We start from the raw sequence: 21,628 nt of genomic DNA, 5'->3' as shown, positions 1-21,628 counted from the left end.
ACTCCGCGACGGTCTTCTAAACCTTACTTCTGCGTCCCGTCATCATGCTGCAGGTTGGCCTGGGTCAGGTTGCTGCCCGGCGCCACGCTGCGGGTCAACCAGACGTTGCCGCCGATGGTCGAACCTTTGCCAATGGTGATCCGTCCGAGAATAGTTGCACCGGCATAAATCACCACGTCGTCCTCGACGATTGGGTGACGCGGCTGGCCTTTCAACAGCTGCCCGTCCTCGTCTGCCGGGAAGCGTTTGGCACCCAGGGTTACCGCCTGATAAATACGCACGCGCTCGCCGATGATCGCGGTTTCGCCGATGACCACGCCAGTGCCATGGTCGATGAAAAAGCTCTGGCCAATCTGTGCGCCCGGGTGAATATCGATACCGGTGGCTGAATGCGCCAGCTCCGAGCTGATTCGCGCCAGCAAGGGCAAACCGGAACGGTAAAAGTGATGGGCCAGACGGTGATGAATCACGGCCAGAATACCTGGATAGCACAGCAGTACTTCATCAACGCTGCGTGCAGCCGGGTCGCCGTGGAAGGCTGCCAGTACATCGGTGTCGAGCAAACGGCGCAGGCCAGGCAGCGCCGCGGCGAAGTCCTGGATCAAACGCAATGCCTTGGCGTCGACTTCTGCGGTGTTGCACTTGCCATGACGAGCAACGTAGCGCAATTCCAGACGTGCCTGCGCCAGCAAGGCGGTCAGAGCCGAGTCGAGGGTATGCCCGACGTAGAAATCTTCGCTTTCCTCGCGCAGGTCCACCGGCCCCAGACGCATAGGGAACAAGGCCCCACACAGCTGTTCAAGAATGTGGCGCATGGCCTCACGCGAAGGCAATTCGCGCCCACCCTGTTCACCACTGCTACGCCCATTGCTGCTACGCCATATTTCTCGGGCGCTACGCAAGCCGGCTACGATGCCCTGCAGTTGCCAATGCCCTGTTTGCGCGTTTTCGCTCACGGTTACATCTCCTGCCGCGGCGGCGGTTATGGAATGAGAAGGCCGCCAGATAGACAGCCACTTTACGGCAAATAGCGGTAAGAGAAGAAACAGGTTTTCCCGGATTTCCGCTAGGAGCGGGCTTGCCCCGCGATTGCGGTTAGTCTGTCACACCGCATCGCGGGGCAAGCCCGCTCCCACCGAAGCCCAGAAGTTGCCCATCGAGCCGGGCCTGCCTATAGTCGGATTTTCCCTACAGATGATTCGCCATGATCGACCGACAGCTTTCACGCTTCAATCGTCTGGACCTGCTGGGCGCACCGACCCCGTTGCAAAAACTGCAACGCCTCTCGGCTTGGGTTGACCGGGACATCTATGTAAAACGCGACGACCTCACACCGCTCGCGCTGGGCGGCAACAAGCTGCGCAAACTCGAATACCTGGCGGCCGATGCCTTGAGCAAAGGGGCCGACACCCTGGTCACTGCCGGTGCCATTCAATCCAACCATGTCCGCCAGACCGCCGCACTCGCCGCGCAATTGGGCCTTAATTGTGTCGCGCTGTTGGAAAACCCGATCAACACCGATTCAGCCAGCTACCAAGGTAACGGCAACCGCCTGCTGCTGGAGCTGTTCGATACCAAGGTCGAGCTTGTGGATAACCTCGACAACGCCGATGAACAGCTGCAAGCCCTGGCAGTGCGCCTGCACGCCAGCGGGCGCAAACCCTACATCGTGCCCATCGGCGGCTCCAACGCACTGGGTGCGTTGGGCTATGTACGCGCAGGGTTGGAACTGGCCGAACAGATTAACCACAGCGGCCAAACGTTCGCCGGCGTCGTGCTCGCTTCCGGCAGTGCCGGCACCCACAGCGGCCTGGCTCTGGCACTGGCTGAAACCTTGCCACAACTGCCGGTGATCGGCGTCACCGTTTCGCGTAGTGACGAGGCACAACGACCAAAAGTACAAGGCCTGGCCGAGCGCACCGCGGAACTGCTGGGTGTGCGTCTGCCGGCGGCATTCAAGGTCGAGCTGTGGGACGAGTATTTCGCCCCCCGCTACGGCGAACCGAACGCCGGCACCCTGGCCGCAATTCGCCTGCTGGCCAGCCAGGAAGGTTTGCTGCTCGACCCGGTGTACACCGGCAAAGCCATGGCCGGCCTGCTCGACGGCATTGCCCGTCAGCGATTCGACGATGGCCCGTTGATTTTCCTGCATACCGGTGGGGCTCCGGCGTTATTCGCCTACCCTGAGGTCTGGAACAGTTGAGCTACTTGTGCGCTAAAGGCATAAGAAAATGAATTTATATTATTTTTAAGCCTATTAGCGTCACCCTATAGTCGCCATCCACGACACAACAACATTGGGGCTTCGTCATGACAGTAATCGCTAAACAGATTATCAACGCAGGCGTCGCCCTGCTGCTGGGCGCCACCCTGCTCGGCCAGGCCGTTGCTGGTGAGCAACTGCAGACCATCAAGGACAAGGGCACGATCAGCGTTGGCCTTGAGGGCACTTACCCACCGTTCAGCTTCGTCGATGAGAACGGCAAGCTGGCCGGTTACGAAGTGGAGCTGTCCGAAGCGCTGGCCAAAGAGCTGGGGGTCAAAGCCAAGCTGCAACCGACCAAATGGGATGGCATTCTCGCCGCGCTGGAATCCAAACGCCTGGACGTGGTGATCAACCAGGTGACCATTTCCGAAGAGCGCAAAAAGAAATACGACTTCTCCCAGCCGTATACCGTTTCCGGCATTCAGGCGCTGGTGCTGGCCAAGAAAAAAGATGAACTCAACATCAACGAAGCCGCAGACCTTGCAGGCAAAAAGGTTGGCGTGGGCCTGGGGACCAACTACGAGCAGTGGGTGAAATCCGCAGTACCCGATGCGGTGGTCAAGACCTACGACGATGACCCCACCAAATTCCAGGAACTGCGAGTAGGCCGTATCGACGCCATCTTGATCGACCGTCTGGCCGCGCTGGAATACGCCCAGAAAGCCAAAGACACAGCCTTGGCCGGCAACGCTTTCTCACGCCTGGAATCAGGCATCGCTCTGCGCAAGGGTGAGCCGGAACTGCTCGAAGCGCTCAACAAGGCACTGGATAAGCTGCGTGCCGATGGCACCCTGGCCAAGCTGTCCCAGAAGTACTTCGGCGACGACGTGACTAAATGATCGAAGACAGCCTGCAGCTTGCGCTCGACAGCGCGCCCTTTTTGCTCAAGGGCGCGTACTACACGGTCATTCTCAGCCTCGGCGGGATGTTCTTCGGCCTGTTGCTGGGTTTTGGCCTGGCCCTGATGCGGTTGTCGTCGTTCAAGCTGCTGAGCTGGACAGCGCGGGTTTATGTGTCGTTCTTTCGCGGCACACCGTTGCTGGTGCAGTTGTTCATGATCTATTACGGCTTGCCGCAATTGGGTATCGAGTTGGACCCGATGCCCGCAGCCTTGATCGGCTTCTCGCTGAACATGGCGGCCTATGCCTGTGAAATCCTGCGTGCTGCCATCGGTTCGATCGATCGCGGCCAGTGGGAAGCGGCTGCCAGTATCGGCATGACCCGCGGCCAGGCCATGCGCCGGGCAATCCTGCCCCAGGCGGCGCGCACAGCGCTGCCGCCTTTGGGCAACAGCTTTATCTCACTGGTAAAAGACACGGCGTTGGCCGCCACCATCCAGGTACCGGAGCTGTTCCGTCAGGCACAACTGATCACCGCACGAACCTTTGAAATTTTCACCATGTACCTTGCCGCCGCACTGATCTACTGGGTGCTGGCCAGCGTTCTTGCACACCTGCAGAACCGCCTGGAAGAGCGGGTCAACCGGCACGACCAGGAGTCCTGAGGCATGATCGTGGTAGAGCGACTGAGCAAGCAGTTCAATGGCCAGACCGTGCTGAACGAAATCAGCCTGAAGGTCGAGGCTGGCGAGGTCATCGCCATCATCGGCCCCAGCGGCTCCGGCAAAACCACCTTCCTGCGCTGCCTGAATCTGCTGGAAACCCCGAGCAGCGGGCGTATCCAGGTCGGTGACGTGGAGATTGATGCCAATCGCCCGCTCAGCCAGCAGCAAGGGTTGATCCGCAAGCTGCGTCAGCAGGTCGGGTTTGTGTTTCAGAACTTCAACCTGTTCCCTCATCGCACCGCACTGGAAAACGTCATCGAAGGCCCAGTGGTCGTCAAGAAGACCCCGCGCGAGCAAGCCGTGGCATTGGGCATGAAGCTGTTGGCCAAGGTCGGCCTGGCAGGCAAGGAGGCTTCGTACCCTCGCAAGCTGTCGGGCGGCCAGCAACAACGGGTGGCCATTGCACGGGCCCTGGCCATGGAGCCGGAAGTTATCCTGTTCGACGAACCGACCTCGGCATTGGACCCGGAGCTGGTCGGCGAAGTATTGGCGACCATTCGCGGCCTGGCCGAAGAGCGCCGCACCATGATCATCGTCACCCACGAAATGAGCTTTGCCCGCGACGTCGCCAACCGGGTGATTTTTTTCGACAAGGGCGTAATTGTCGAACAAGGCGAAGCCCGCGCGTTATTTGCCCACCCCAAGGAAGAACGCACCCGGCAGTTCCTCGGCAAGTTTCTCGGCACCCAGAACACTGGGTACTGAATTACCCCGCCAGACCCCGCCCTCAAGCGCGCCTGCTGCTTTCCGCACGGGCGTAGGCCTGTTCTGAAGTTCGCCACTGCTTCACAAAGGGCAGTGGCCGGGCTTGATCCTGCGCGCCCGCTGGCCAATAACCGCCATTCCCGCAGCGACTCAAGCCAAGGATGCGCGCCATGTCTGCCAGCCCAGCAATCGAACTCCTCCTTCCTGCCCTGCCCGGTATCCATATCGCCGGTATCGGCTTGCACAGTGCAACCCGGCTGCACGCGCGCATAGCGATACAACCGCCAATGGAAGCAGGTGACCTGATCACGCTGTTCTGGGGCCAGCGCTTTGTCGCCGCTCACACACTGCAAGCTGCGCACGCAGATGACTACGTCGAATTGCGCATACCCGCCGGGATGCTGCACAACGGCGTCCAGCGCCTGCATTACCGCGTGTTCAAGCCTGGCCAACGCCCGCTGAGATCACCCGAGCGACAAGTGCTGGTCAAACTCGACTGCCCCGGCGGCAATGACGCAGAGCAGCACCTGCAGCCCTTGCAACTGGATCGTCGGCTGCGTCACGAAGGCCTTTGTCTCGACACCCTGAGTGGCGACCTGCAGTGCAGCCTGGCGCCTTACCGCAACATGGCAGAAGGCGACCAGATTACCGTGCGCTGGGGTGATCTGCGGCTCGACCTTGCGCCCCTGAATCGCCAACAGATCGGTCGCACGCTGCAAGTGGAAATCCCACGGGCTCTGATCGAAGAAAGCGGTGCTGACCCGCATCTGGAGCTGAGCTACTGCATTCTCGACCGGGTCGGCAACCGCTCGCAGTGGGCGCCCTCAACTGCACTTCGGGTGTTTGCCGGATGAGCGTTGAGTACTTCTATGCATATTCCAACAAGTTAGTTTATTTAATTTTTATACAGCATTAGGGTATATGAACCGGACCACCGGACCAGCGCATTTCCGTCGGCGCAGCGCGCGCCGACCTTTCTAATACGTGAGGTAAGGTATGGTCAGGAACACAATCACCCCAGTGCGTAACGCCAGGGCATTGAGTACAGCCAAGGAGCAGTACTGATGTCCAGTCTGGCAGATATCAACGTCCACAGTGATCTGGACAGCGCCCCGCTGCTGTTGCCAGCCAAGGTGCTGCTCAATGATGAACAAGCACTGCAGGCCGCCCATGAACTGGCCGAGGTAGCCCGCAGCCAGGCCGCTCGTCGCGACCAACAGCGCAAACTGCCCTGGGCCGAAATCGAGCAGTTCACCCGCAGCGGCCTGGGCAGTATTTCCATTCCCCGTGCCTTTGGCGGCCCACAGGTGTCGTTTGTCACCATCGCCGAAGTGTTTCGCATCATCAGCGCCGCCGACCCGGCGTTGGGGCAAATTCCACAGAACCAGTTTGGCATTCTGCAACTGCTCAAAGGCACCGCCACCGAGCGGCAGAAGGAACTGCTGTTCAAGTCGGTACTCGACGGCTGGCGGATCGGCAATGCCGGGCCCGAGCGCGGCAGCAAGCACACCCTGGAACTCAAGGCACGCATCACCCGCGAGGGCGATCGCTACGTACTCAGCGGCCAGAAGTTCTACTCCACCGGCGCCCTGTTCGCCCACTGGGTAGCGGTCAAAGCGATCAACGACGAAGGCCACCAGGTCATGGCCTTTGTGCGCCGCGGCACCCCAGGGCTGCGAATCGTCGATGACTGGTCAGGCTTCGGCCAGCGCACCACCGCCAGCGGCACAGTGCTGCTCGACCGGGTCCAGGTCGAACCAGAACTGGTGATCGACAACTGGCGCCAGAACGAGGTGCCGAACATCCAGGGTGCCGCATCGCAACTGATCCAGGCCGCCATCGATGCCGGCATTGCCGAAGCGGCGGTGGCCGACGCGATCAGCTTTGTGCGGGAAAAATCACGCCCGTGGATCGATGCCAAGGTCGAGCGCGCCAGCGATGACCTCTACGTAATCGCCGATATCGGCCGTCTGCAGCTTGAACTGCACGCAGCCCAGGCGTTGTTGAGCAAAGCCGCGCGCACCCTCGATGAGGTCAACGCCGCGCCAGTGAATGCCGACTCGGCCGCTCGCGCTTCGATTGCCGTAGCCGAGGCCAAGGTGCTGACCACCGAGATTGCCCTGCAGGCCAGCGAGAAGCTGTTCGAACTGGCCGGCAGCCGCGCCACCCTGGCCGAGTTCAACCTCGACCGGCATTGGCGCAATGCCCGCGTACACACCCTCCACGACCCGGTGCGCTGGAAATACCACGCCGTCGGTGCCTACCACCTCAACGGTACCTTGCCTGCCCGGCATTCCTGGATCTGACCAGACCACTGGAGCCTACTCTATGAGCCTTCTACCGCAACCGCACGAAAACGTCGCGGTGATCCACACTGACGCCCAGGCACTCCGGGTGGTCGAAGAACTGGCGGGCGAATTGCGCCGCGACAGCGTTGAGCGCGATCGCGAACGCCGCCTGCCACACCCGGAACTGGCGCTGTTCAGCCGCTCCGGGCTCTGGGGCATCAGCGTCCCCAAAGCCTTTGGTGGGGCTGGTGTGTCGAACGTCACTCTGGCAAAAGTCATCGCCCGTATCGCCCAGGCCGATGCGTCACTCGGACAGATTCCACAAAACCATTTCTATGCGCTGGAAGTGCTGCGCATCAACGGCAGCCCGCAACAACAGCAGCGCCTGTACGCCGAAGTGCTAGCCGGTAAACGCTTCGGCAACGCCTTGGCTGAACTGGGCACCAAAACCGCCCACGACCGCACCACAGCCCTGAGCCGCGACGGTGAGGACTACCGCATTAACGGGCGCAAGTTCTATGCGACCGGCGCCATTTACGCCCAACGTATTCCCACCTCAGTGATCGATGAGCACGGCGTACAGCAGTTGGCCTTCGTGCCGGCCGACAGCCTCGGGCTGCAAGTGATCGACGACTGGAGCGGCTTCGGCCAACGCACCACCGGCAGCGGTTCGGTGGTGTTCGATAACGTTCGGGTTGCGGCCGACGATGTAGTGCCGTTTCAGAGCGCCTTCGAACGCCCGACCAGTGTCGGTCCGCTGGCGCAGATCCTTCATGCCGCCATCGACACCGGTATTGCCCGCGCCGCCTATGAAGACGCCCTGCACTTCGTGCGGACCCGCAGCCGTCCGTGGATCGACTCTGGTATCGACAAGGCCAGCGACGACCCGTTGACCCTGAAATCCTTCGGCCATCTGGCTATCCGCCTGCACGCCGCCGAAGCCCTGCTTGAGCGCGCGGGCGACTACCTGGACAAAGCCCAGGCCGACCTCACGGCCAGCAGCGTTGCCGCGGCCTCCATCGCCGTGGCCGAAGCCCGGGCCATCAGCACCGAAATCTCCCTGGCCGCGGGCAGCACCCTGTTCGAACTGGCCGGCAGCCAGGCGACCCTGGCCGAGCATGGCCTCGACCGCCACTGGCGCAACGCCCGCGTGCACACGCTGCACGACCCGGTGCGCTGGAAGTACCACGCCATCGGCAATTACTACCTCAACGATGAGAACCCACCGCTGCGGGGGACCATCTGATGGCCAAGAAAAAAATCCTCCTCAATGCCTTCAACATGAACTGCATTGGCCACATCAACCACGGCCTGTGGACCCATCCACGCGACACCTCCACCCAGTACAAGCACCTGGAGTACTGGACCGAGCTGGCGCAATTGCTGGAGCGCGGGCTGTTCGACGGGCTGTTCATCGCCGATATCGTCGGGGTCTACGACGTCTACCAGAACAGTGTCGAGGTACCGCTCAAAGAGTCGATCCAGCTGCCGGTCAACGACCCGCTGCTGCTGGTGTCGGCCATGGCGGCCGTCACCCGGCACCTGGGCTTTGGCCTGACCGCCAACCTGACCTACGAGGCGCCGTACCTGTTCGCCCGTAAGCTTTCGACCCTCGATCACCTGAGTCGTGGCCGGGTGGGCTGGAACATTGTCACCGGCTACCTCGACAGCGCCGCACGGGCCATGGGGCTTGAGCAGCAAGCCGAGCACGACCGCCGCTACGACCAGGCCGACGAATACATGCAGGTACTGTACAAACTGCTGGAAGGCAGTTGGGACAACGACGCGGTGGTCAATGATCGCCAGCAGCGGGTCTACGCCGATCCGGACAAGGTGCGCAAGGTCAACCATCAGGGCGAGTTTTACCGCGTCGAGGGTTATCACCTGTGCGAACCTTCGCCACAACGCACCCCGGTGTTGTTCCAGGCCGGTAGCTCCGAGCGAGGCCTGGGCTTTGCCGGTAATCACGCCGAGTGCGTGTTCATCAGTGGCCAGACCAAAGCCGGCACCCGCGCCCAGGTCGACAAGGTGCGCGCCGCTGCCGTGGCCGCTGGCCGCGACCCTGAGGCCATCAAGGTGTTCATGGGGGTGACGGTGATCGTTGCCCGCACCGAGGAACAAGCCTGGGCCAAGCACGCTGAGTACCTGCGTTACGCCAGCGCTGAAGCCGGTGTTGCGCACTTTTCCAGCTCTACTGGCATCGACTTTTCCGCCTACGAGCTGGACGAGCCTATCCAGTACGTGAAAAGCAACGCCATCCAGTCGGCCACTAAAACCCTGCAGAACAATGACTGGACCCGACGCAAATTGCTCGACCAGCACGCCCTAGGCGGGCGCTACATCACCTTGGTGGGTTCACCGACCCAGGTTGCCGACGAACTGGAAAGCTGGATCGCCGAAACCGGCCTGGACGGTTTCAACCTGACCCGCACGGTGACCCCAGAAAGCTATGTCGATTTCATCGACCTGGTCATCCCCGAGCTGCAACGCCGTGGCTCGTACAAAACCGCCTACGAACAAGGCAGCCTGCGCGAAAAACTCTTCGCCACCGAAAACCCTCTGCTGCCTGCCGATCACCCCGGCGCCAGCTATCGCCACACCACCTCGACCGGAGCGCTACTGCATGCTTAAACAATTCCTTGCCCGCCCCGTCGCGGCACTGGCCTTGAGCCTTGGTCTGTTGGGCGCGGCCCAGGCCGCAGACGCCTTGAAAGTCGGCACCACCGCAGCCTTTGCCATCCCACTGGAGGCGGCCGTCAGCGAAGCGAAGAAACAGGGGCTGGAGGTTGAGCTGATCGAGTTCAGCGACTGGATCGCACCCAACGTCAGCCTGGCCAGCGGCGACATCGACGTGAACTACTTCCAGCACATCCCTTTCCTGGAAAACGCCAAGGCCGCCGCCGGTTTTGACCTGGTACCGTTCGCACCGGGCATCATCAACAACGTCGGTCTCTACTCGAAAAAGTACAAAAGCTTCGACGAGCTGCCTCAGGGCGCCAGCGTGGCCATCGCCAACGACCCGATCAACAGCGGCCGCGGCTTGCAGTTGCTGGCCAAGGCCGGTCTGATCACCCTCAAACCGGGCGTCGGCTACAAAGCCACTGAAGATGACATCGTCAGCAACCCCAAGCAGCTGAAAATCCTTCAGGTAGAAGCGGTGCAACTGGTCCGCGCCTACGATGATGCCGATCTGGTGCAGGGCTACCCGGCCTACATCCGCCTGGCCAATACCTTCGATGCCACCTCGGCGCTGCTGTTCGACGGCCTCGACCACAAGGAATACGTGATCCAGTTCGTTATCCGCCCGCAGAACAAGGACGACCCACGCCTGGCCAAGTTCATCGACATCTACCAACACTCGCCGGCTGTGCGCGCAGCGCTCGATAAAGCCCACGGCAAACTCTACCAACCGGGCTGGGAGAGCTGAAATGAGCGCCGCTGCCCGCCTGACACCCGAAGCCAACACCAGCGTGCCGCTGCACACAGCGCCACAACGGGCCCTTCACCCCGAGCTGAACACTGCCCATGTGCGCTTTCTCGGCCTGGGCAAGACCTATCCGGGGCAAGCTACTGCGGCGCTGGAAGGCATTGACCTGAACATTCAGCGCGCAGAGATCTTCGGCATCATTGGCCGCAGCGGCGCTGGCAAGTCGTCGCTGATCCGCACCATCAATCGCCTGGAACAACCCACTACCGGCCGTGTACTGATCGACCAGGTGGACATCGGCGACTTCGATGAAGACCGCCTGGTCGCCCTGCGCCGCCGCATTGGCATGATCTTCCAGCACTTCAACCTGATGTCGGCCAAGACCGTGTGGCAGAACGTTGAGTTGCCGCTGAAAGTCGCGGGCGTGCCCAAGGCCCAGCGCCAGCGCAAAGTCGCCGAACTGCTGGAACTGGTCGGGCTTGAACACAAACACCAGGCCTACCCCGCGCAATTGTCAGGTGGGCAAAAGCAGCGCGTCGGCATCGCCCGGGCGCTGGTGCATGACCCGGACATTCTTCTGTGTGACGAAGCCACCTCTGCGCTCGACCCGGAAACCACTGCATCGATCCTGGAGTTGCTGCGCAACATCAACCAGCGCCTTGGCCTGACCATCGTCCTGATCACCCACGAAATGGCCGTGATCCGCGACATCTGCCACCGGGTGGTGGTGTTGGAGCGCGGGCGCATCGTCGAGCAGGGCGCGGTCTGGCAGGTGTTCGGCGACCCTCAGCATGACGTCAGCAAAACCTTGCTCGCGCCCCTGCAAGCGCCGCTGCCCGAGGCCTTGCAGGCACGTTTGCAAAGCCAGCCGAGCAGCGCCGATTCAGCCTTGGTACTGAACCTCAAGGTCACAGGCAGTGACCGCCAAGCACCAGAGTTGTCCACTTTGTTCGCCAGCCTTGGTGGCCGTATCAGCCTGTTGCAAGGCGGTATCGAACCGATCCAGGGGCGACCGCTGGGGCAATTGCTGGTGACGGTGACGCACTCACCGCATCACCATGAACAGATCATCGAACGCGCCCGACAATGGGCCACGCAGGTAGAGGTACTCGGTTATGTGGACTGATCGCCTGATTCAAGGGGTACTCGACACCCTGCTGATGGTTGGCGTGTCATCGCTGATCGCCTTACTGGCCGGGATCCCCTTGGCGGTGATTCTGGTCACCAGCGGCAAGGGCGGGATATTCGAAGCGCCTACCCTGAACCGAGTGCTCGGGGCGTTCGTTAACCTGTTCCGCTCGATCCCGTTCTTGATCCTGATGGTTGCGCTGATCCCGTTCACGCGCCTGATTGTTGGCACCACTTATGGGGTCTGGGCGGCGGTGGTACCGCTGACCATTGCGGCCACACCGTTTTTCGCCCGGATTGCCGAAGTCAGCCTGCGCGAGGTTGACCACGGCCTGATCGAGGCCGCCCAGGCCATGGGCTGTCGTCGCTGGCACATTGTCTGGCACGTGCTGCTGCCTGAGGCCCTGCCGGGGATTGTCGGCGGCTTCACCATCACCTTGGTGACCATGATCAACTCCTCGGCCATGGCCGGGGCCATCGGTGCCGGTGGGCTGGGTGATATCGCTTACCGCTACGGCTACCAGCGCTTTGACAGCCAGATCATGCTCACCGTGATTGTCATGCTGGTCGCATTGGTGGCGTTGATCCAACTGGGCGGCGACCGCCTGGCCAAAGGCCTGAACAAACGCTGACCCCTTCCGGTAGGAGCGGGCTTGCCCCGCGATTGCGGGGTGACAGGAAGATCGCTATCGCGGGGCAAGCCCGCTCCCAGCGAGCCTTTATATTCCAAAAAAAGCTAAGCAAATAACCTATTGATATAAATTCGTTCGTTTTCATGCTGTTAGCATTTCTGTTCGCAATCGCACACAGAGGCGATGCCCCCGCTTTTTCTCTGGAGCTTCAATGAACCTGCCGCTGTCTCTCAATTTGCTGGCGTTCCTGGCGTTGCTGCTAGGCCTGGCACAAACCCGTCATGGCAACTGGAGCCTGGCCAAGAAAGTTCTGGTCGGCCTGGTGCTTGGTGTGCTGTTCGGCGCTGCCTTGCATACCATTTACGGCGCTGGCGATCCGGTCCTCAAGGCCACCATCAGCTGGCTCGACCTGGTCGGCAACGGTTATGTGCAGTTGCTGCAAATGATCGTCATGCCGCTGATCTTCGCCTCGATCCTCAGCGCCGTTGCCCGTCTGCACAACGCCTCGTCGCTGGGCAAGATCAGCTTCCTGACCATTGGCACCCTGCTGTTCACCACCGCCATCGCCGCGCTGATCGGTATTGTCCTGACCAACCTGTTCGGCCTGACCGCCGAAGGCCTGGTGGCGGGCACTGCTGAAACCGCACGGATGCAGGCGATCCAGAACGATTATGTGGGTAAGGTCGCCGACCTGAATATCCCGCAACTGCTGCTGTCCTTCATCCCTAGCAACCCGATCGGCGATCTGGCCCGCGCCAAGCCAACCTCGATCATCAGCGTGGTGATCTTTGCCGTATTCCTCGGCATGGCCGCCCTGCAGTTGCTCAAAGATGACGCCGAAAAAGGCAATCGCGTACTGGCCGCCATCGACACCTTGCAGGCCTGGGTCATGCGCCTGGTGCGTCTGGTGATGAAGCTCACCCCGTATGGCGTACTGGCGCTGATGACCAAGGTGGTGGCCAGCTCGAACCTGGACGACATCCTCAAACTCGGCAGTTTCGTGGTGGTGTCTTACATCGGCCTGGGGCTGATGTTCGTGGTGCACGGTGTGTTGCTGGCGATCAGCGGCGTTAACCCACTGCGTTTCTTCCGCAAGGTCTGGCCGGTGCTGACGTTTGCTTTCACCAGCCGCTCCAGTGCCGCCAGCATTCCGCTGAGCATCGAAGCACAGACCCGTCGCCTGGGCATTCCGCAGTCGATTGCCAGCTTTGCCGCCTCGTTTGGTGCAACCATCGGCCAGAACGGTTGTGCCGGTCTGTACCCGGCGATGCTCGCGGTCATGGTCGCACCAGCGGTCGGTATCAACCCGCTGGACCCACTGTGGATCGCCACGCTGGTGGCCATCGTGACGCTAAGTTCGGCTGGTGTGGCGGGCGTGGGTGGCGGTGCGACGTTTGCCGCACTGATCGTGCTGCCGGCCATGGGCTTGCCGGTGGAGTTGGTGGCGTTGCTGATCTCGGTTGAACCGCTGATCGACATGGGCCGTACGGCGTTGAACGTGAATGGCTCGATGACCGCCGGAGCAATCACCAGCCAGATGCTCAAGCAGACTGACAAGTCGCTGCTTGATGCTCAGGAGCATGCGCAGCTGTCGCATTCCTGAGGCAATGATCGCGAGGCAGGCCCGTTCCTACTGTAGGAGCGGGCTTGCCCCGCGATGCTTTTAAGCCTTCTCCCACACCTCAAAGTGATACGCCGGCTTGTCACCTTCAGCCGGATTCGCCTGGCTCGACGCCAACTGCCACTGGGCCTGATCAAACTCAGGAAACCAGGCATCACCTTCCGGATTCAGCTCAACCCGGGTCAGGTACAGCCGGTCTGCCAGCCCCCGTTCAATGGCCTGGGTATAGAGTTGCGCGCCACCAATCAGCATCAACTCATCCACACCCTGCGCCAGTGCCCACTGCTCAGCGCGCAGCAGGGCCTCATCGAGCGAGGCAAACACCTCGGCGCCTTCGAGCTGCAGCCCAGGCTGACGGCTGACCACCAGGTTCAACCGCCCAGGCAACGGACGACCGAGCGAATCCCAGGTCTTGCGCCCCATGATGATCGGCTTGCCCAGGGTGGTGGCCTTGAAATACTTGAAGTCCCCCGGCAGGTGCCAGGGCATGCTGTTGTCGATGCCGATCACGCGGTTCTCGGCGAGGGCCGCGATCAGGCTGAGGGGAAGTGATGTTTTCATGTCGGCGAGGATAGCAAAGCCCGTTCTTCGGTGCCTGGGTTATGCTTTGGGCTGACCTGATCAATGGAAGACCGCGTGACTGCACTGACTGACCTGGACAAACGCTGGCTCACTGAAGCGATACGCCTGCGCGAGGAACATGCAGGCCCCCTGGAAGACCAGGAAGCCAATCGCCGCGCCCGCCAACTGGGCGGCGACCTGCCTACGCGTATCGAGCACCGCGCCTTGTGGCTGGCCGAGCGCGACGGCATGCGCAGCGCCCTGCAGCACTGGAAACAAGGCGCGCGCCTGGCATTGGCGCTGCTGGTGGTACTGGCAATCGTCAGTGGTGCTGGCCTGGCATTGGCTGCGCTGGGCGACAGCCAGCGTCCGGTGAATGTGTTCTGGGCCTTGGGCAGTCTGCTGGGCTTGAACCTTGTATTGCTGGCCGGATGGGCGCTGGGCTTTTTCTTCGCCGGCGAACAAGGTGCCACCCTCGGTAAGCTGTGGCTGTGGCTCAGCGAAAAATTTGCCCGCGATGCACAGGCTGTACACCTGGCCCCGGCGTTGCTGGTATTGCTGCAACGCCAAAAACTCAACCGCTGGCTGATCGGGCTGCTGGTACACGGCCTCTGGTTACTGGCGCTGAGCAGCGCGCTGGTGATGCTTCTGGCGCTGCTCGCCACGCGTCGTTATGGCTTCGTCTGGGAAACCACCATTCTCAGTGCTGACACCTTCATAGGGCTGACCCAGGCGCTTGGCGCTCTGCCCGCGTTGCTGGGCTTCAACGTGCCCGACATCGACATGATCCGCGCCAGCGGCGACAGCCAGCCTGCGCTTGAATTGGCCCGGCAAGCCTGGGCCAGCTGGCTGCTCGGTGTGCTGTTGGTTTTCGGCATTCTGCCGCGCTTGCTGCTCGCCGCCGTGTGCCTATGGCGCTGGCGACGTGGCCGTCAGCGCCTGAACCTGGATCTCAACCTGCCCGGCTACAGCCAGCTACGCGAAGCATTGATGCCCAGCAGTGAGCGTCTGGGGATCAACGATGCCGCGCCTGATGCCTTGCCGCAGATCGTGCGCGGCGTGGGAGAAGAACACAGCAACGGCGCCTTGCTGGTAGGCCTGGAACTCGACGACAAGCGACCCTGGCCACCCGCGCTACCGGACACGGTTAAAAACGCCGGTGTGCTCGACAGCCGCGAATCGCGCAATAAGTTGCTCGAACAACTCAGCCGCTTTCCGCCCGCACGCCTGGCCATCGCCTGTGACCCTCGCCGCTCGCCCGATCGCGGCAGCCTGGCGCTGCTCGCCGAACTGGCACGCAATGCGGGCACCACGCGCATCTGGCTGCTGCAGCCACTGCCCGGCCAAGCGCTGGATGCCGAGCGTCTGGGCGACTGGCATCAGGCCCTCGACCAACTGGGCCTTGAACACGCCGACAGCGCCCCGATGAATTGGCTGGAGCATGGCCATGACTAAGCCGCTGAAACTGGCCGTGGTCGGCCATACCAATGTTGGCAAGACTTCGCTGCTGCGCACCCTGACCCGCGATGTGGGTTTTGGTGAAGTCTCGCACCGCCCCAGCACCACCCGCCATGTGGAAGGGGCGCGCCTGTCGGTGGAAGGTGAGCCGCTGCTGGAGCTTTACGACACGCCGGGGCTGGAAGACGCCATCGCCCTGCTCGACTACCTCGAACGCCTGGAGCGACCAGGCGAACGCCTCGACGGCCCGGCGCGGCTAGAGCGCTTTCTTCAGGGCAGTGAAGCGCGTCAGCGTTTCGAACAGGAAGCCAAAGTGCTGCGCCAGTTGCTGGCCAGCGATGCCGGCCTGTATGTGATCGATGCGCGTGAGCCGGTGCTGGCCAAGTACCGTGATGAACTGGAGGTACTGGCCAGCTGCGGTAAACCGTTGTTGCCGGTACTCAACTTTGTCGCCAGCAGCGACCACCGCGAACCGGACTGGCGCGAAGCACTCGCCCGTTTGGGCCTGCATGCACTGGTGCGTTTCGACAGCGTTGCACCACCTGAAGATGGCGAACGCCGCCTCTATGAAAGCCTGGCGCTGATGCTGGAAAGCTCGCGCCCGGCCCTGCAGCGCTTGATCGACGACCAACAGGCCCAACGCCAGGCCCGCCAGCTCAGTGGCAAGCGCCTGATCGCGGAACTGCTGCTCGACTGCGCGGCTTGCCGCCGTAGCGTAGTGGCCGAACCGGATGCCGAAGCCGCCGCCATCGAAGCGTTGCGCAAAGACATTCGCCAGCGTGAACAACGCTGCGTCGAGGCGCTGCTCAAGCTGTATGCCTTTCGTAAAGACGACGCCAGCGCCAGCGAGCTGCCCTTGCTGGATGGCCGCTGGGGTGATGACCTGTTCAACCCGGAAACCCTGAAATTGCTGGGCGTACGCCTGGGTAGTGGCGTCGCTGCCGGTGCAGCCGCGGGTGCAGGGGTCGATCTGCTGGTCGGCGGCTTGACCCTCGGTGCAGCGGCATTGGCCGGAGCCATTGCCGGTGGCGCATTACAGACCGCGCGCAGCTATGGCTCACGCCTGTTGGGTAAACTCAAAGGACAGCGTGAATTGACCGTGGATGACAGTGTGCTGCGCCTGTTGGCGTTGCGTCAGCATCAGTTGATCCAGGCGCTCGACAGCCGCGGCCATGCAGCAATGGAGCAGATCAAGCTGGCGCCGCCGCAAGAGAAGAGTTGGCGCGAAGGCAAGTTGCCGGAGGCCTTGAGCAAAGCGCGTGCGCATCCGCAGTGGTCGTCGCTCAATCCGGGGGCGCGGCTGAATCAGGCCGAGCGGCAGGAGCAGATTGACGCTTTGGTGCTTGAGCTTTAGGGACTGATCGCGGGGCAAGCCCGCTCCCACCAGTTACTTTGTGGGAGCGGGCTTGCCCCGCGATCAGTCAATGCAACAACGCCAAGGCCTTCCCCTTGAGCACATCAAGGTCAATCACCGGCACATTCATCTCTTTGGCCAGCTCATCCCACTCGCGCATCCGCAGGCTCACCGTGCACAGCGGGTCACGCTCGAAGGCGTCGGCTTCGGCATCGCTCATCACCCCGCCCTGGTACTCCAGCGTGCGGCGGCTGGCTTCGCTCAGGCGGTCGTAGTAGCCGGGCTTACGCAGCGTCAGGTAACGCTTGGCTTCAACATGGTATTGCACCAGCGTCGCCAGACGTTCGCTGAACCCACAGCGGCGCAGATAGTTAGCGCCAACCTGTTCGTGGCTGACCACGCCGTAGCCACCCATGTCACCTTCGGCACCACCGCAGATGTGGCCGATGTCGTGAAAGAATGCCGCCAGCACTACTTCATCATCAAAGCCTTCATCCAAGGCCAGTTGTGCGGCCTGAGACATGTGCTCCAACTGCGACACCGGCTCGCCGATGTAATCTTCATCGCCATGCTGCTGATACAAGGCGAAGATCTCGCTGACAACCTGTTCGGCTGTTCTCATCGTTATCCCCTCACACGGTTTCATTAAGCAATCGCGCCATATGTCGCTCGGCCAGAGCCGGGCCTACGCTCATGCCGACGCCGCTGTGCATCAACGCGGCGCTGACCCCTGGCGCTACCTGCAACAACGAAAATGGCGCAGGCCCGCCAGAACCATAGACGCCCTGCCAGCGTTCGACCACCTCGATGCGACCACCGAGGGTGTGTTCGGCCAGTTCGATCAGCCAGTTGTCGACCTGCTCGGCATTGAAGGGTGAGACGTCGCTGCCATAGGCATGCGAGTCGCCGATAATCAGCTCGCCGTGGGGCGTGGGGCTGATCAGCAGGTGAATACCATGCTCGATCAGGTGCGGGCTGTCGCGCAGCAATTGCGCGTGCAACGCCTGGGCTTGTGGCAGGTCGGCGAAAGCGCCGTAGTGCACACAGCTCAGCCCAGTCAGTAGGGCATGCTGCAAGTCGAGATCAAAACGCGGCCGCGCGCGGAGCATCTGCAAGCGGCAGATCTGCGGTTGCAGCGCAGCGATGGGCTCGGCCAACAAGGTTTGGTAGTCATGACCTGAGCAAACCACGATCTGCTCAGCAGTAAAATCGCCTGCAGTCGTTGAGACCTTCCCAGGCTGGATATCACGTACCAAGGTGGAGAAATGGAAGCTGACCTCAAGCTGCTCCTGCAGGAAGCGGATCAGCGTCGGGATGGCCTCACGCGAATACAACTGTTGATCATCCAGCCCGCACAAGGCAGCACGGTGGTGACGGAACTGGCCGCCGTACAGATCATTGAGCGCGGCTCCCGACAGCAACTCGACCCGGTAGCCCTGATCGATAGCGCGCTCGGCACAGAATGCTTCAAGCAGTTCCTGCTCAAGGGCCGTGCGCGCGAACAACAGCGAACCATTACTTTTCAGTTCAAAGCCCGCCTGACGCGACCAATGCGTCCATATCCCGCGGCTGGCCTTGGCCAATTCATGCATTTCACCCGGCGGCTGACCTGTGACCAGCGCTTGGCCGAAGTTGCGTACTGAAGCGCCCAGCGGCGTGGCCGTGCGCTCGAAAACACGAACTTTGAGCCCTCGGCGGGCGGCGGCGTAGGCGTGGGACAGGCCGAGAATGCCTGCGCCGACAATTAATAGATCGGTCATTGGGATCTCCTTAAAGATCGCGGGGCAAGCCCGCTCCCTCCGGTGGGAGCGGGCTTGCCCCGCGATACGGTATTACTGCTGAGCCACCTTCTCCGACTTGCCGTCATAGCGCTTACGCCATTCGGCGAGGATGGTGTCGCGGTTCTGCGAAGCCCAGTTGAAGTCGTTCTTGATCAGGCGCTGCTCATAGTCAGCCGGCAGTTCGGTTTGCGGTTTGGCAATGCCGGGCTGAGCCAGTACGGCGAAGTTCTCTTTGTACAGGTCCATGGCTGCCGGGCTGGCAGAGAAGTCGGCCAGCCGCTTGGCGGCCTCTTCATGCTTGCTGCCTTTAAGTACGGCAGTGGCTTCGATTTCCCAGCCCAGGCCTTCCTTCGGCAGGACGATATCCAACGGCGCGCCCTGACGCTTGAGCTGAACCGCCGGGTACTCGAACGAGATGCCAATCGGGAACTCACCTGCGGCAGCCAGCTTGCACGGCTTGGAACCGGAATGAACGTACTGGCCGATGTTCTGGTGCAGGTCATCCATGTACTGCCAACCCTGCTTTTCACCAAAGGTTTGCAACCAGGCACTGACGTCGAGGAAGCCGGTACCCGAAGAAGCCGGGTTAGGCATGACGATCTTGCCCTTGTACTCAGGCTTGGTCAGGTCTTGCCAGCTCAGCGGTTTGCTCAGGCCCTGCTTTTCGGCTTCGATGGTGTTGAAGCAGATGGTCGCGGCCCATACGTCCATACCGACCCAGGCCGGAGGGTTGGCAGCATCGCGGTAGTTGGCGCCGATCTTGTCCAGGTCTTTCGGCGCATAGCTTTGCAACATGCCCTGCTGATCGAGGATCGCCAGGCTGGACGCAGCCAGGCCCCACACTGCGTCAGCCTGCGGACGGTCTTTTTCGGCCAGCAGCTTGGCGGTAATGATGCCCGTGGAGTCACGCACCCACTTGATCTCGATATCCGGGTTGGCCTTTTCAAAAGCCTGCTTGTAGCTCTTGAGTTGTTCGGCTTCGAGCGCGGTGTAGACCGTCAGCTGGGTTTCGGCGGCAGTAGCCTGCAGGCTGAACGCAGTGAGGACGGCAGCGGCAAGAGCAAGTGGCTTGAACATGATGCGGTTCCTTTGAACGGTACGAGGGTTGGGGAGTGCAATCAGTGGCCTGGCGCGCGCTGACGCCAGGCTTGGGAGCGTTGCAACAGGCCGCGTGAGGCCCAGGCCAGCAACAGCGATACGCTGGCGCTGGTCAGCAGAATCAGGGTCGACATGGCCGCCGCACCGCCGACGTTGCCGGCATCGTCCATGTTCAACACGGCGACCGCAGCGAGGATGGTGTCGGGGCTGTAGAGAAAGATCGCCGCCGACACCGTGGTCATCGCCGACACAAACAGGTAGCGGACGATGTCCAGCAGCGCGGGCAGGCAGATGGGCACGGTGACCCGCAGGTAGTGGCGGTACAGCGGTGCCTTGAGCGACAGGGCTGCGGCTTCGAATTCACCATCGAGCTGACGCAGCGCGGTGGTCGCGGTCATTTGTGCGGTGGTCAGGTAGTGCGCAATGGTGCACACCACCAGCAGCGCCATGCTGCCGTAGAACACATGCAAGGGGTTGCTGGTCAGGTTGAAGAAGAACACGTAGCCCAGGCCCAGCACCAAGCCCGGCACCGCCATCGGCACGAAGCTGAGCAAACGCAGCACCAGGTTGAGCGCGCGCTGGCCTTTGGTTTTTTCCATCAGGTAGGCGCCAGTGAAGATCACTGCGCTACCAATCACTGCGGTACCAAGGGCCATGGTCAGGCTGTTGCGGTAGGCGAGCCAGCCACCACCGGCGGTTTCATCGAACTGATAGTGCTTGAGCGACAGCGTCATGTTGTAAGGCCAGAACGTCACCAGCGACGAGTACACCGCCATGCCAACCACTAGCAGCAACACCGCGCACACCATCAGTACGATGGCCATGAAGCAGGCATCGCGACGGCGCGACGGCTGCGGCTCGAACACCTGGGCGCGACCACTCATGGCATCACCCTGCCGACGACGCAGCCAGGCATCAACGGTAAAGCTGAGCAAGGCCGGTACCAGCAGGACCATACCGATCAACGCACCGCGACCGAATTGCTGCTGGCCCACCACCGCCTTGTAGGCCTCCAGTGCCAGCACCTGATAGTCGCCACCGACCACCACCGGTACACCGAAGTCAGTAATGGTCAGCGTGAACACCAGGCAGAACGCGGCAAACACGGCCTGGCGGGTGGCCGGCCAGGTGATGCTGTGGAACGTGCGCCAGGGGCCAGCGCCCATGCTCGATGCGGCATCGAACAAGCGCGCATCGGCCAACGACAATGCCGACAGCAAGATCATCAGCGCGTGGGGAAAGGTGTAGATGGCTTCACCGAGGACAATGCCCCAGAAGCCATAAATGTTGTCGCTCAGCAGCCCACGCAGCAGCCCCTGGTTGCCGAACAGGTAAACCAGGGCAATGGCCGGAAGCATCGACGGCGCCAGCAAGGGCAGCAGCGAAATACCGCGCCAGATACGTTTGCCGGGGATCAGCGTACGTTGCAAGGCATAGGCGAACAGATAGGCCAGCGGCACGACAATCGCAGCCACGCTGATCGACACTTTCAGGCTGTTGCCGAGCAACCAGTGGAAGTTGGCGCTGGCAAACAATTCACGGGCAGCCACCAGCCCACCGCCCTGCCCGGCATCACTGCTGAAACCACGCCAGAAAATCGCCAGCAACGGCATCAACACTGCAACCGTCAGCAACAGCAGCAGCAACCATTTGCCGCCCACCACAAACAGTCGGTCACCCAGGGAAACGCCGGAGCGCGGTGCGGCCTTCGCGTGCGCGATCGGCAGGGTCATTGGCGCGGCCAT

General features: G+C 61.7%; 20 protein-coding genes. 14 read left to right on the top strand and 6 right to left on the bottom strand.

Features of this window, described 5'->3' with window-relative positions; translation table 11 throughout:
* Positions 1-23: 23 nt before the first annotated feature.
* The gene (gene epsC, locus E1573_RS20665; protein ID WP_133216421.1) at positions 24-956 is read right to left on the bottom strand and encodes a serine O-acetyltransferase EpsC; all 933 of its coding nucleotides are present in this window, start codon (positions 954-956) and stop codon (positions 24-26) included.
* A 248-nt stretch (positions 957-1,204) separates the two neighbouring features.
* On the opposite strand from epsC, the gene E1573_RS20660 reads away from it, so the two are divergent.
* The 12 genes from E1573_RS20660 (at position 1,205) to E1573_RS20605 (ending at position 13,613) form a co-directional block, all read left to right on the top strand.
* Positions 1,205-2,203 (top strand): D-cysteine desulfhydrase, encoded by a 999-nt coding sequence (locus tag E1573_RS20660; protein ID WP_133216420.1) that lies wholly within the window; start codon positions 1,205-1,207, stop codon positions 2,201-2,203.
* 107 nt (positions 2,204-2,310) lie between these two features.
* On the top strand, positions 2,311-3,105 hold the full coding sequence (gene tcyJ, locus E1573_RS20655; protein WP_133216419.1) for a cystine ABC transporter substrate-binding protein: 795 nt from the start codon (positions 2,311-2,313) through the stop codon (positions 3,103-3,105).
* The gene (gene tcyL / locus E1573_RS20650; protein ID WP_165957371.1) at positions 3,105-3,770 is read left to right on the top strand and encodes a cystine ABC transporter permease; all 666 of its coding nucleotides are present in this window, start codon (positions 3,105-3,107) and stop codon (positions 3,768-3,770) included. Before tcyJ ends, tcyL begins: the two co-directional genes overlap by 1 nt.
* Positions 3,771-3,773: 3 nt before the next feature.
* On the top strand, positions 3,774-4,535 hold the full coding sequence (gene tcyN / locus E1573_RS20645; RefSeq protein WP_133216417.1) for an L-cystine ABC transporter ATP-binding protein TcyN: 762 nt from the start codon (positions 3,774-3,776) through the stop codon (positions 4,533-4,535).
* 170 nt (positions 4,536-4,705) lie between these two features.
* A complete protein-coding gene (locus E1573_RS20640; RefSeq protein ID WP_133216416.1) occupies positions 4,706-5,389 on the top strand; it encodes a hypothetical protein in 684 nt (227 codons plus the stop codon).
* A gap of 210 nt (positions 5,390-5,599) precedes the next feature.
* The gene (locus E1573_RS20635) at positions 5,600-6,841 is read left to right on the top strand and encodes an SfnB family sulfur acquisition oxidoreductase (RefSeq protein WP_133216415.1); all 1,242 of its coding nucleotides are present in this window, start codon (positions 5,600-5,602) and stop codon (positions 6,839-6,841) included.
* 22 nt (positions 6,842-6,863) lie between these two features.
* Positions 6,864-8,069, top strand: coding sequence for an SfnB family sulfur acquisition oxidoreductase (locus E1573_RS20630; protein WP_133216414.1), 1,206 nt, complete (start codon positions 6,864-6,866; stop codon positions 8,067-8,069).
* The gene (locus E1573_RS20625) at positions 8,069-9,454 is read left to right on the top strand and encodes an LLM class flavin-dependent oxidoreductase (RefSeq protein WP_133216413.1); all 1,386 of its coding nucleotides are present in this window, start codon (positions 8,069-8,071) and stop codon (positions 9,452-9,454) included. The genes E1573_RS20630 and E1573_RS20625 overlap by 1 nt, the downstream gene beginning before the upstream one ends.
* Positions 9,447-10,250 carry a MetQ/NlpA family ABC transporter substrate-binding protein gene (locus E1573_RS20620; protein ID WP_133216412.1) on the top strand — a complete coding sequence of 268 codons (804 nt, stop codon included), beginning with the start codon at positions 9,447-9,449 and terminating at the stop codon, positions 10,248-10,250. Before E1573_RS20625 ends, E1573_RS20620 begins: the two co-directional genes overlap by 8 nt.
* A 1-nt stretch (position 10,251) precedes the next feature.
* Complete coding sequence (locus E1573_RS20615) at positions 10,252-11,376, top strand: methionine ABC transporter ATP-binding protein (protein ID WP_133216411.1); 1,125 nt, start codon at positions 10,252-10,254, stop codon at positions 11,374-11,376.
* On the top strand, positions 11,366-12,010 hold the full coding sequence (locus E1573_RS20610; protein WP_133216410.1) for a methionine ABC transporter permease: 645 nt from the start codon (positions 11,366-11,368) through the stop codon (positions 12,008-12,010). Before E1573_RS20615 ends, E1573_RS20610 begins: the two co-directional genes overlap by 11 nt.
* 211 nt (positions 12,011-12,221) lie before the next feature.
* Positions 12,222-13,613 (top strand): L-cystine transporter, encoded by a 1,392-nt coding sequence (locus E1573_RS20605; protein WP_133216409.1) that lies wholly within the window; start codon positions 12,222-12,224, stop codon positions 13,611-13,613.
* A gap of 60 nt (positions 13,614-13,673) precedes the next feature.
* Here the strand turns inward: E1573_RS20605 and E1573_RS20600 are convergent, their stop codons facing one another.
* Positions 13,674-14,192, bottom strand: a complete 519-nt coding sequence (locus tag E1573_RS20600; protein WP_133216408.1) for a dihydrofolate reductase — start codon at positions 14,190-14,192, stop codon at positions 13,674-13,676.
* Positions 14,193-14,255: 63 nt separating this feature from the next.
* On the opposite strand from E1573_RS20600, the gene E1573_RS20595 reads away from it, so the two are divergent.
* Both E1573_RS20595 and E1573_RS20590 read left to right on the top strand, forming a co-directional pair.
* Positions 14,256-15,647 (top strand): DUF2868 domain-containing protein, encoded by a 1,392-nt coding sequence (locus E1573_RS20595; protein WP_133216407.1) that lies wholly within the window; start codon positions 14,256-14,258, stop codon positions 15,645-15,647.
* Entirely contained in the window at positions 15,640-17,004 is a 1,365-nt protein-coding gene (locus E1573_RS20590) for a GTPase/DUF3482 domain-containing protein (RefSeq protein ID WP_133216406.1), read from the top strand. Before E1573_RS20595 ends, E1573_RS20590 begins: the two co-directional genes overlap by 8 nt.
* 67 nt (positions 17,005-17,071) lie before the next feature.
* Here the strand turns inward: E1573_RS20590 and E1573_RS20585 are convergent, their stop codons facing one another.
* From E1573_RS20585 to E1573_RS20570, 4 genes are all read right to left on the bottom strand, one after another.
* Complete coding sequence (locus tag E1573_RS20585; RefSeq protein ID WP_133216405.1) at positions 17,072-17,626, bottom strand: phosphonate degradation HD-domain oxygenase; 555 nt, start codon at positions 17,624-17,626, stop codon at positions 17,072-17,074.
* 10 nt (positions 17,627-17,636) lie between these two features.
* Entirely contained in the window at positions 17,637-18,764 is a 1,128-nt protein-coding gene (locus E1573_RS20580) for a TIGR03364 family FAD-dependent oxidoreductase (protein WP_133216404.1), read from the bottom strand.
* A gap of 72 nt (positions 18,765-18,836) precedes the next feature.
* Entirely contained in the window at positions 18,837-19,862 is a 1,026-nt protein-coding gene (locus E1573_RS20575) for a putative 2-aminoethylphosphonate ABC transporter substrate-binding protein (RefSeq protein WP_133216403.1), read from the bottom strand.
* Between the two features lie 41 nt (positions 19,863-19,903).
* Positions 19,904-21,628: a putative 2-aminoethylphosphonate ABC transporter permease subunit gene (locus E1573_RS20570; protein WP_133216402.1), complete on the bottom strand. Its 1,725-nt coding sequence runs from the start codon at positions 21,626-21,628 to the stop codon at positions 19,904-19,906.

It is taken from the genome of Pseudomonas sp. H9 (assembly GCF_004353925.1).
Taxonomy (GTDB): domain Bacteria; phylum Pseudomonadota; class Gammaproteobacteria; order Pseudomonadales; family Pseudomonadaceae; genus Aquipseudomonas.
This window is presented reverse-complemented; position numbering and strand designations above follow the sequence as displayed.

What these genes read in the sequence shown, in the direction of transcription:
- E1573_RS20660 (WP_133216420.1), top strand. Translation starts at nt 1,205, where the DNA reads ATGATCGACCGACAGCTTTCACGCTTCAATCGTCTGGACCTGCTGGGC.
- E1573_RS20590 (WP_133216406.1), top strand. Translation starts at nt 15,640, where the DNA reads ATGACTAAGCCGCTGAAACTGGCCGTGGTCGGCCATACCAATGTTGGC.
- E1573_RS20600 (WP_133216408.1), bottom strand. Translation starts at nt 14,192, where the DNA reads ATGAAAACATCACTTCCCCTCAGCCTGATCGCGGCCCTCGCCGAGAAC.
- E1573_RS20635 (WP_133216415.1), top strand. Translation starts at nt 5,600, where the DNA reads ATGTCCAGTCTGGCAGATATCAACGTCCACAGTGATCTGGACAGCGCC.
- E1573_RS20610 (WP_133216410.1), top strand. Translation starts at nt 11,366, where the DNA reads ATGTGGACTGATCGCCTGATTCAAGGGGTACTCGACACCCTGCTGATG.
- E1573_RS20620 (WP_133216412.1), top strand. Translation starts at nt 9,447, where the DNA reads ATGCTTAAACAATTCCTTGCCCGCCCCGTCGCGGCACTGGCCTTGAGC.
- tcyN (WP_133216417.1), top strand. Translation starts at nt 3,774, where the DNA reads ATGATCGTGGTAGAGCGACTGAGCAAGCAGTTCAATGGCCAGACCGTG.
- tcyJ (WP_133216419.1), top strand. Translation starts at nt 2,311, where the DNA reads ATGACAGTAATCGCTAAACAGATTATCAACGCAGGCGTCGCCCTGCTG.
- E1573_RS20575 (WP_133216403.1), bottom strand. Translation starts at nt 19,862, where the DNA reads ATGTTCAAGCCACTTGCTCTTGCCGCTGCCGTCCTCACTGCGTTCAGC.
- E1573_RS20580 (WP_133216404.1), bottom strand. Translation starts at nt 18,764, where the DNA reads ATGACCGATCTATTAATTGTCGGCGCAGGCATTCTCGGCCTGTCCCAC.
- E1573_RS20615 (WP_133216411.1), top strand. Translation starts at nt 10,252, where the DNA reads ATGAGCGCCGCTGCCCGCCTGACACCCGAAGCCAACACCAGCGTGCCG.
- E1573_RS20605 (WP_133216409.1), top strand. Translation starts at nt 12,222, where the DNA reads ATGAACCTGCCGCTGTCTCTCAATTTGCTGGCGTTCCTGGCGTTGCTG.
- E1573_RS20595 (WP_133216407.1), top strand. Translation starts at nt 14,256, where the DNA reads ATGGAAGACCGCGTGACTGCACTGACTGACCTGGACAAACGCTGGCTC.
- E1573_RS20630 (WP_133216414.1), top strand. Translation starts at nt 6,864, where the DNA reads ATGAGCCTTCTACCGCAACCGCACGAAAACGTCGCGGTGATCCACACT.
- E1573_RS20570 (WP_133216402.1), bottom strand. Translation starts at nt 21,628, where the DNA reads ATGGCCGCGCCAATGACCCTGCCGATCGCGCACGCGAAGGCCGCACCG.
- E1573_RS20640 (WP_133216416.1), top strand. Translation starts at nt 4,706, where the DNA reads ATGTCTGCCAGCCCAGCAATCGAACTCCTCCTTCCTGCCCTGCCCGGT.
- E1573_RS20625 (WP_133216413.1), top strand. Translation starts at nt 8,069, where the DNA reads ATGGCCAAGAAAAAAATCCTCCTCAATGCCTTCAACATGAACTGCATT.
- E1573_RS20585 (WP_133216405.1), bottom strand. Translation starts at nt 17,626, where the DNA reads ATGAGAACAGCCGAACAGGTTGTCAGCGAGATCTTCGCCTTGTATCAG.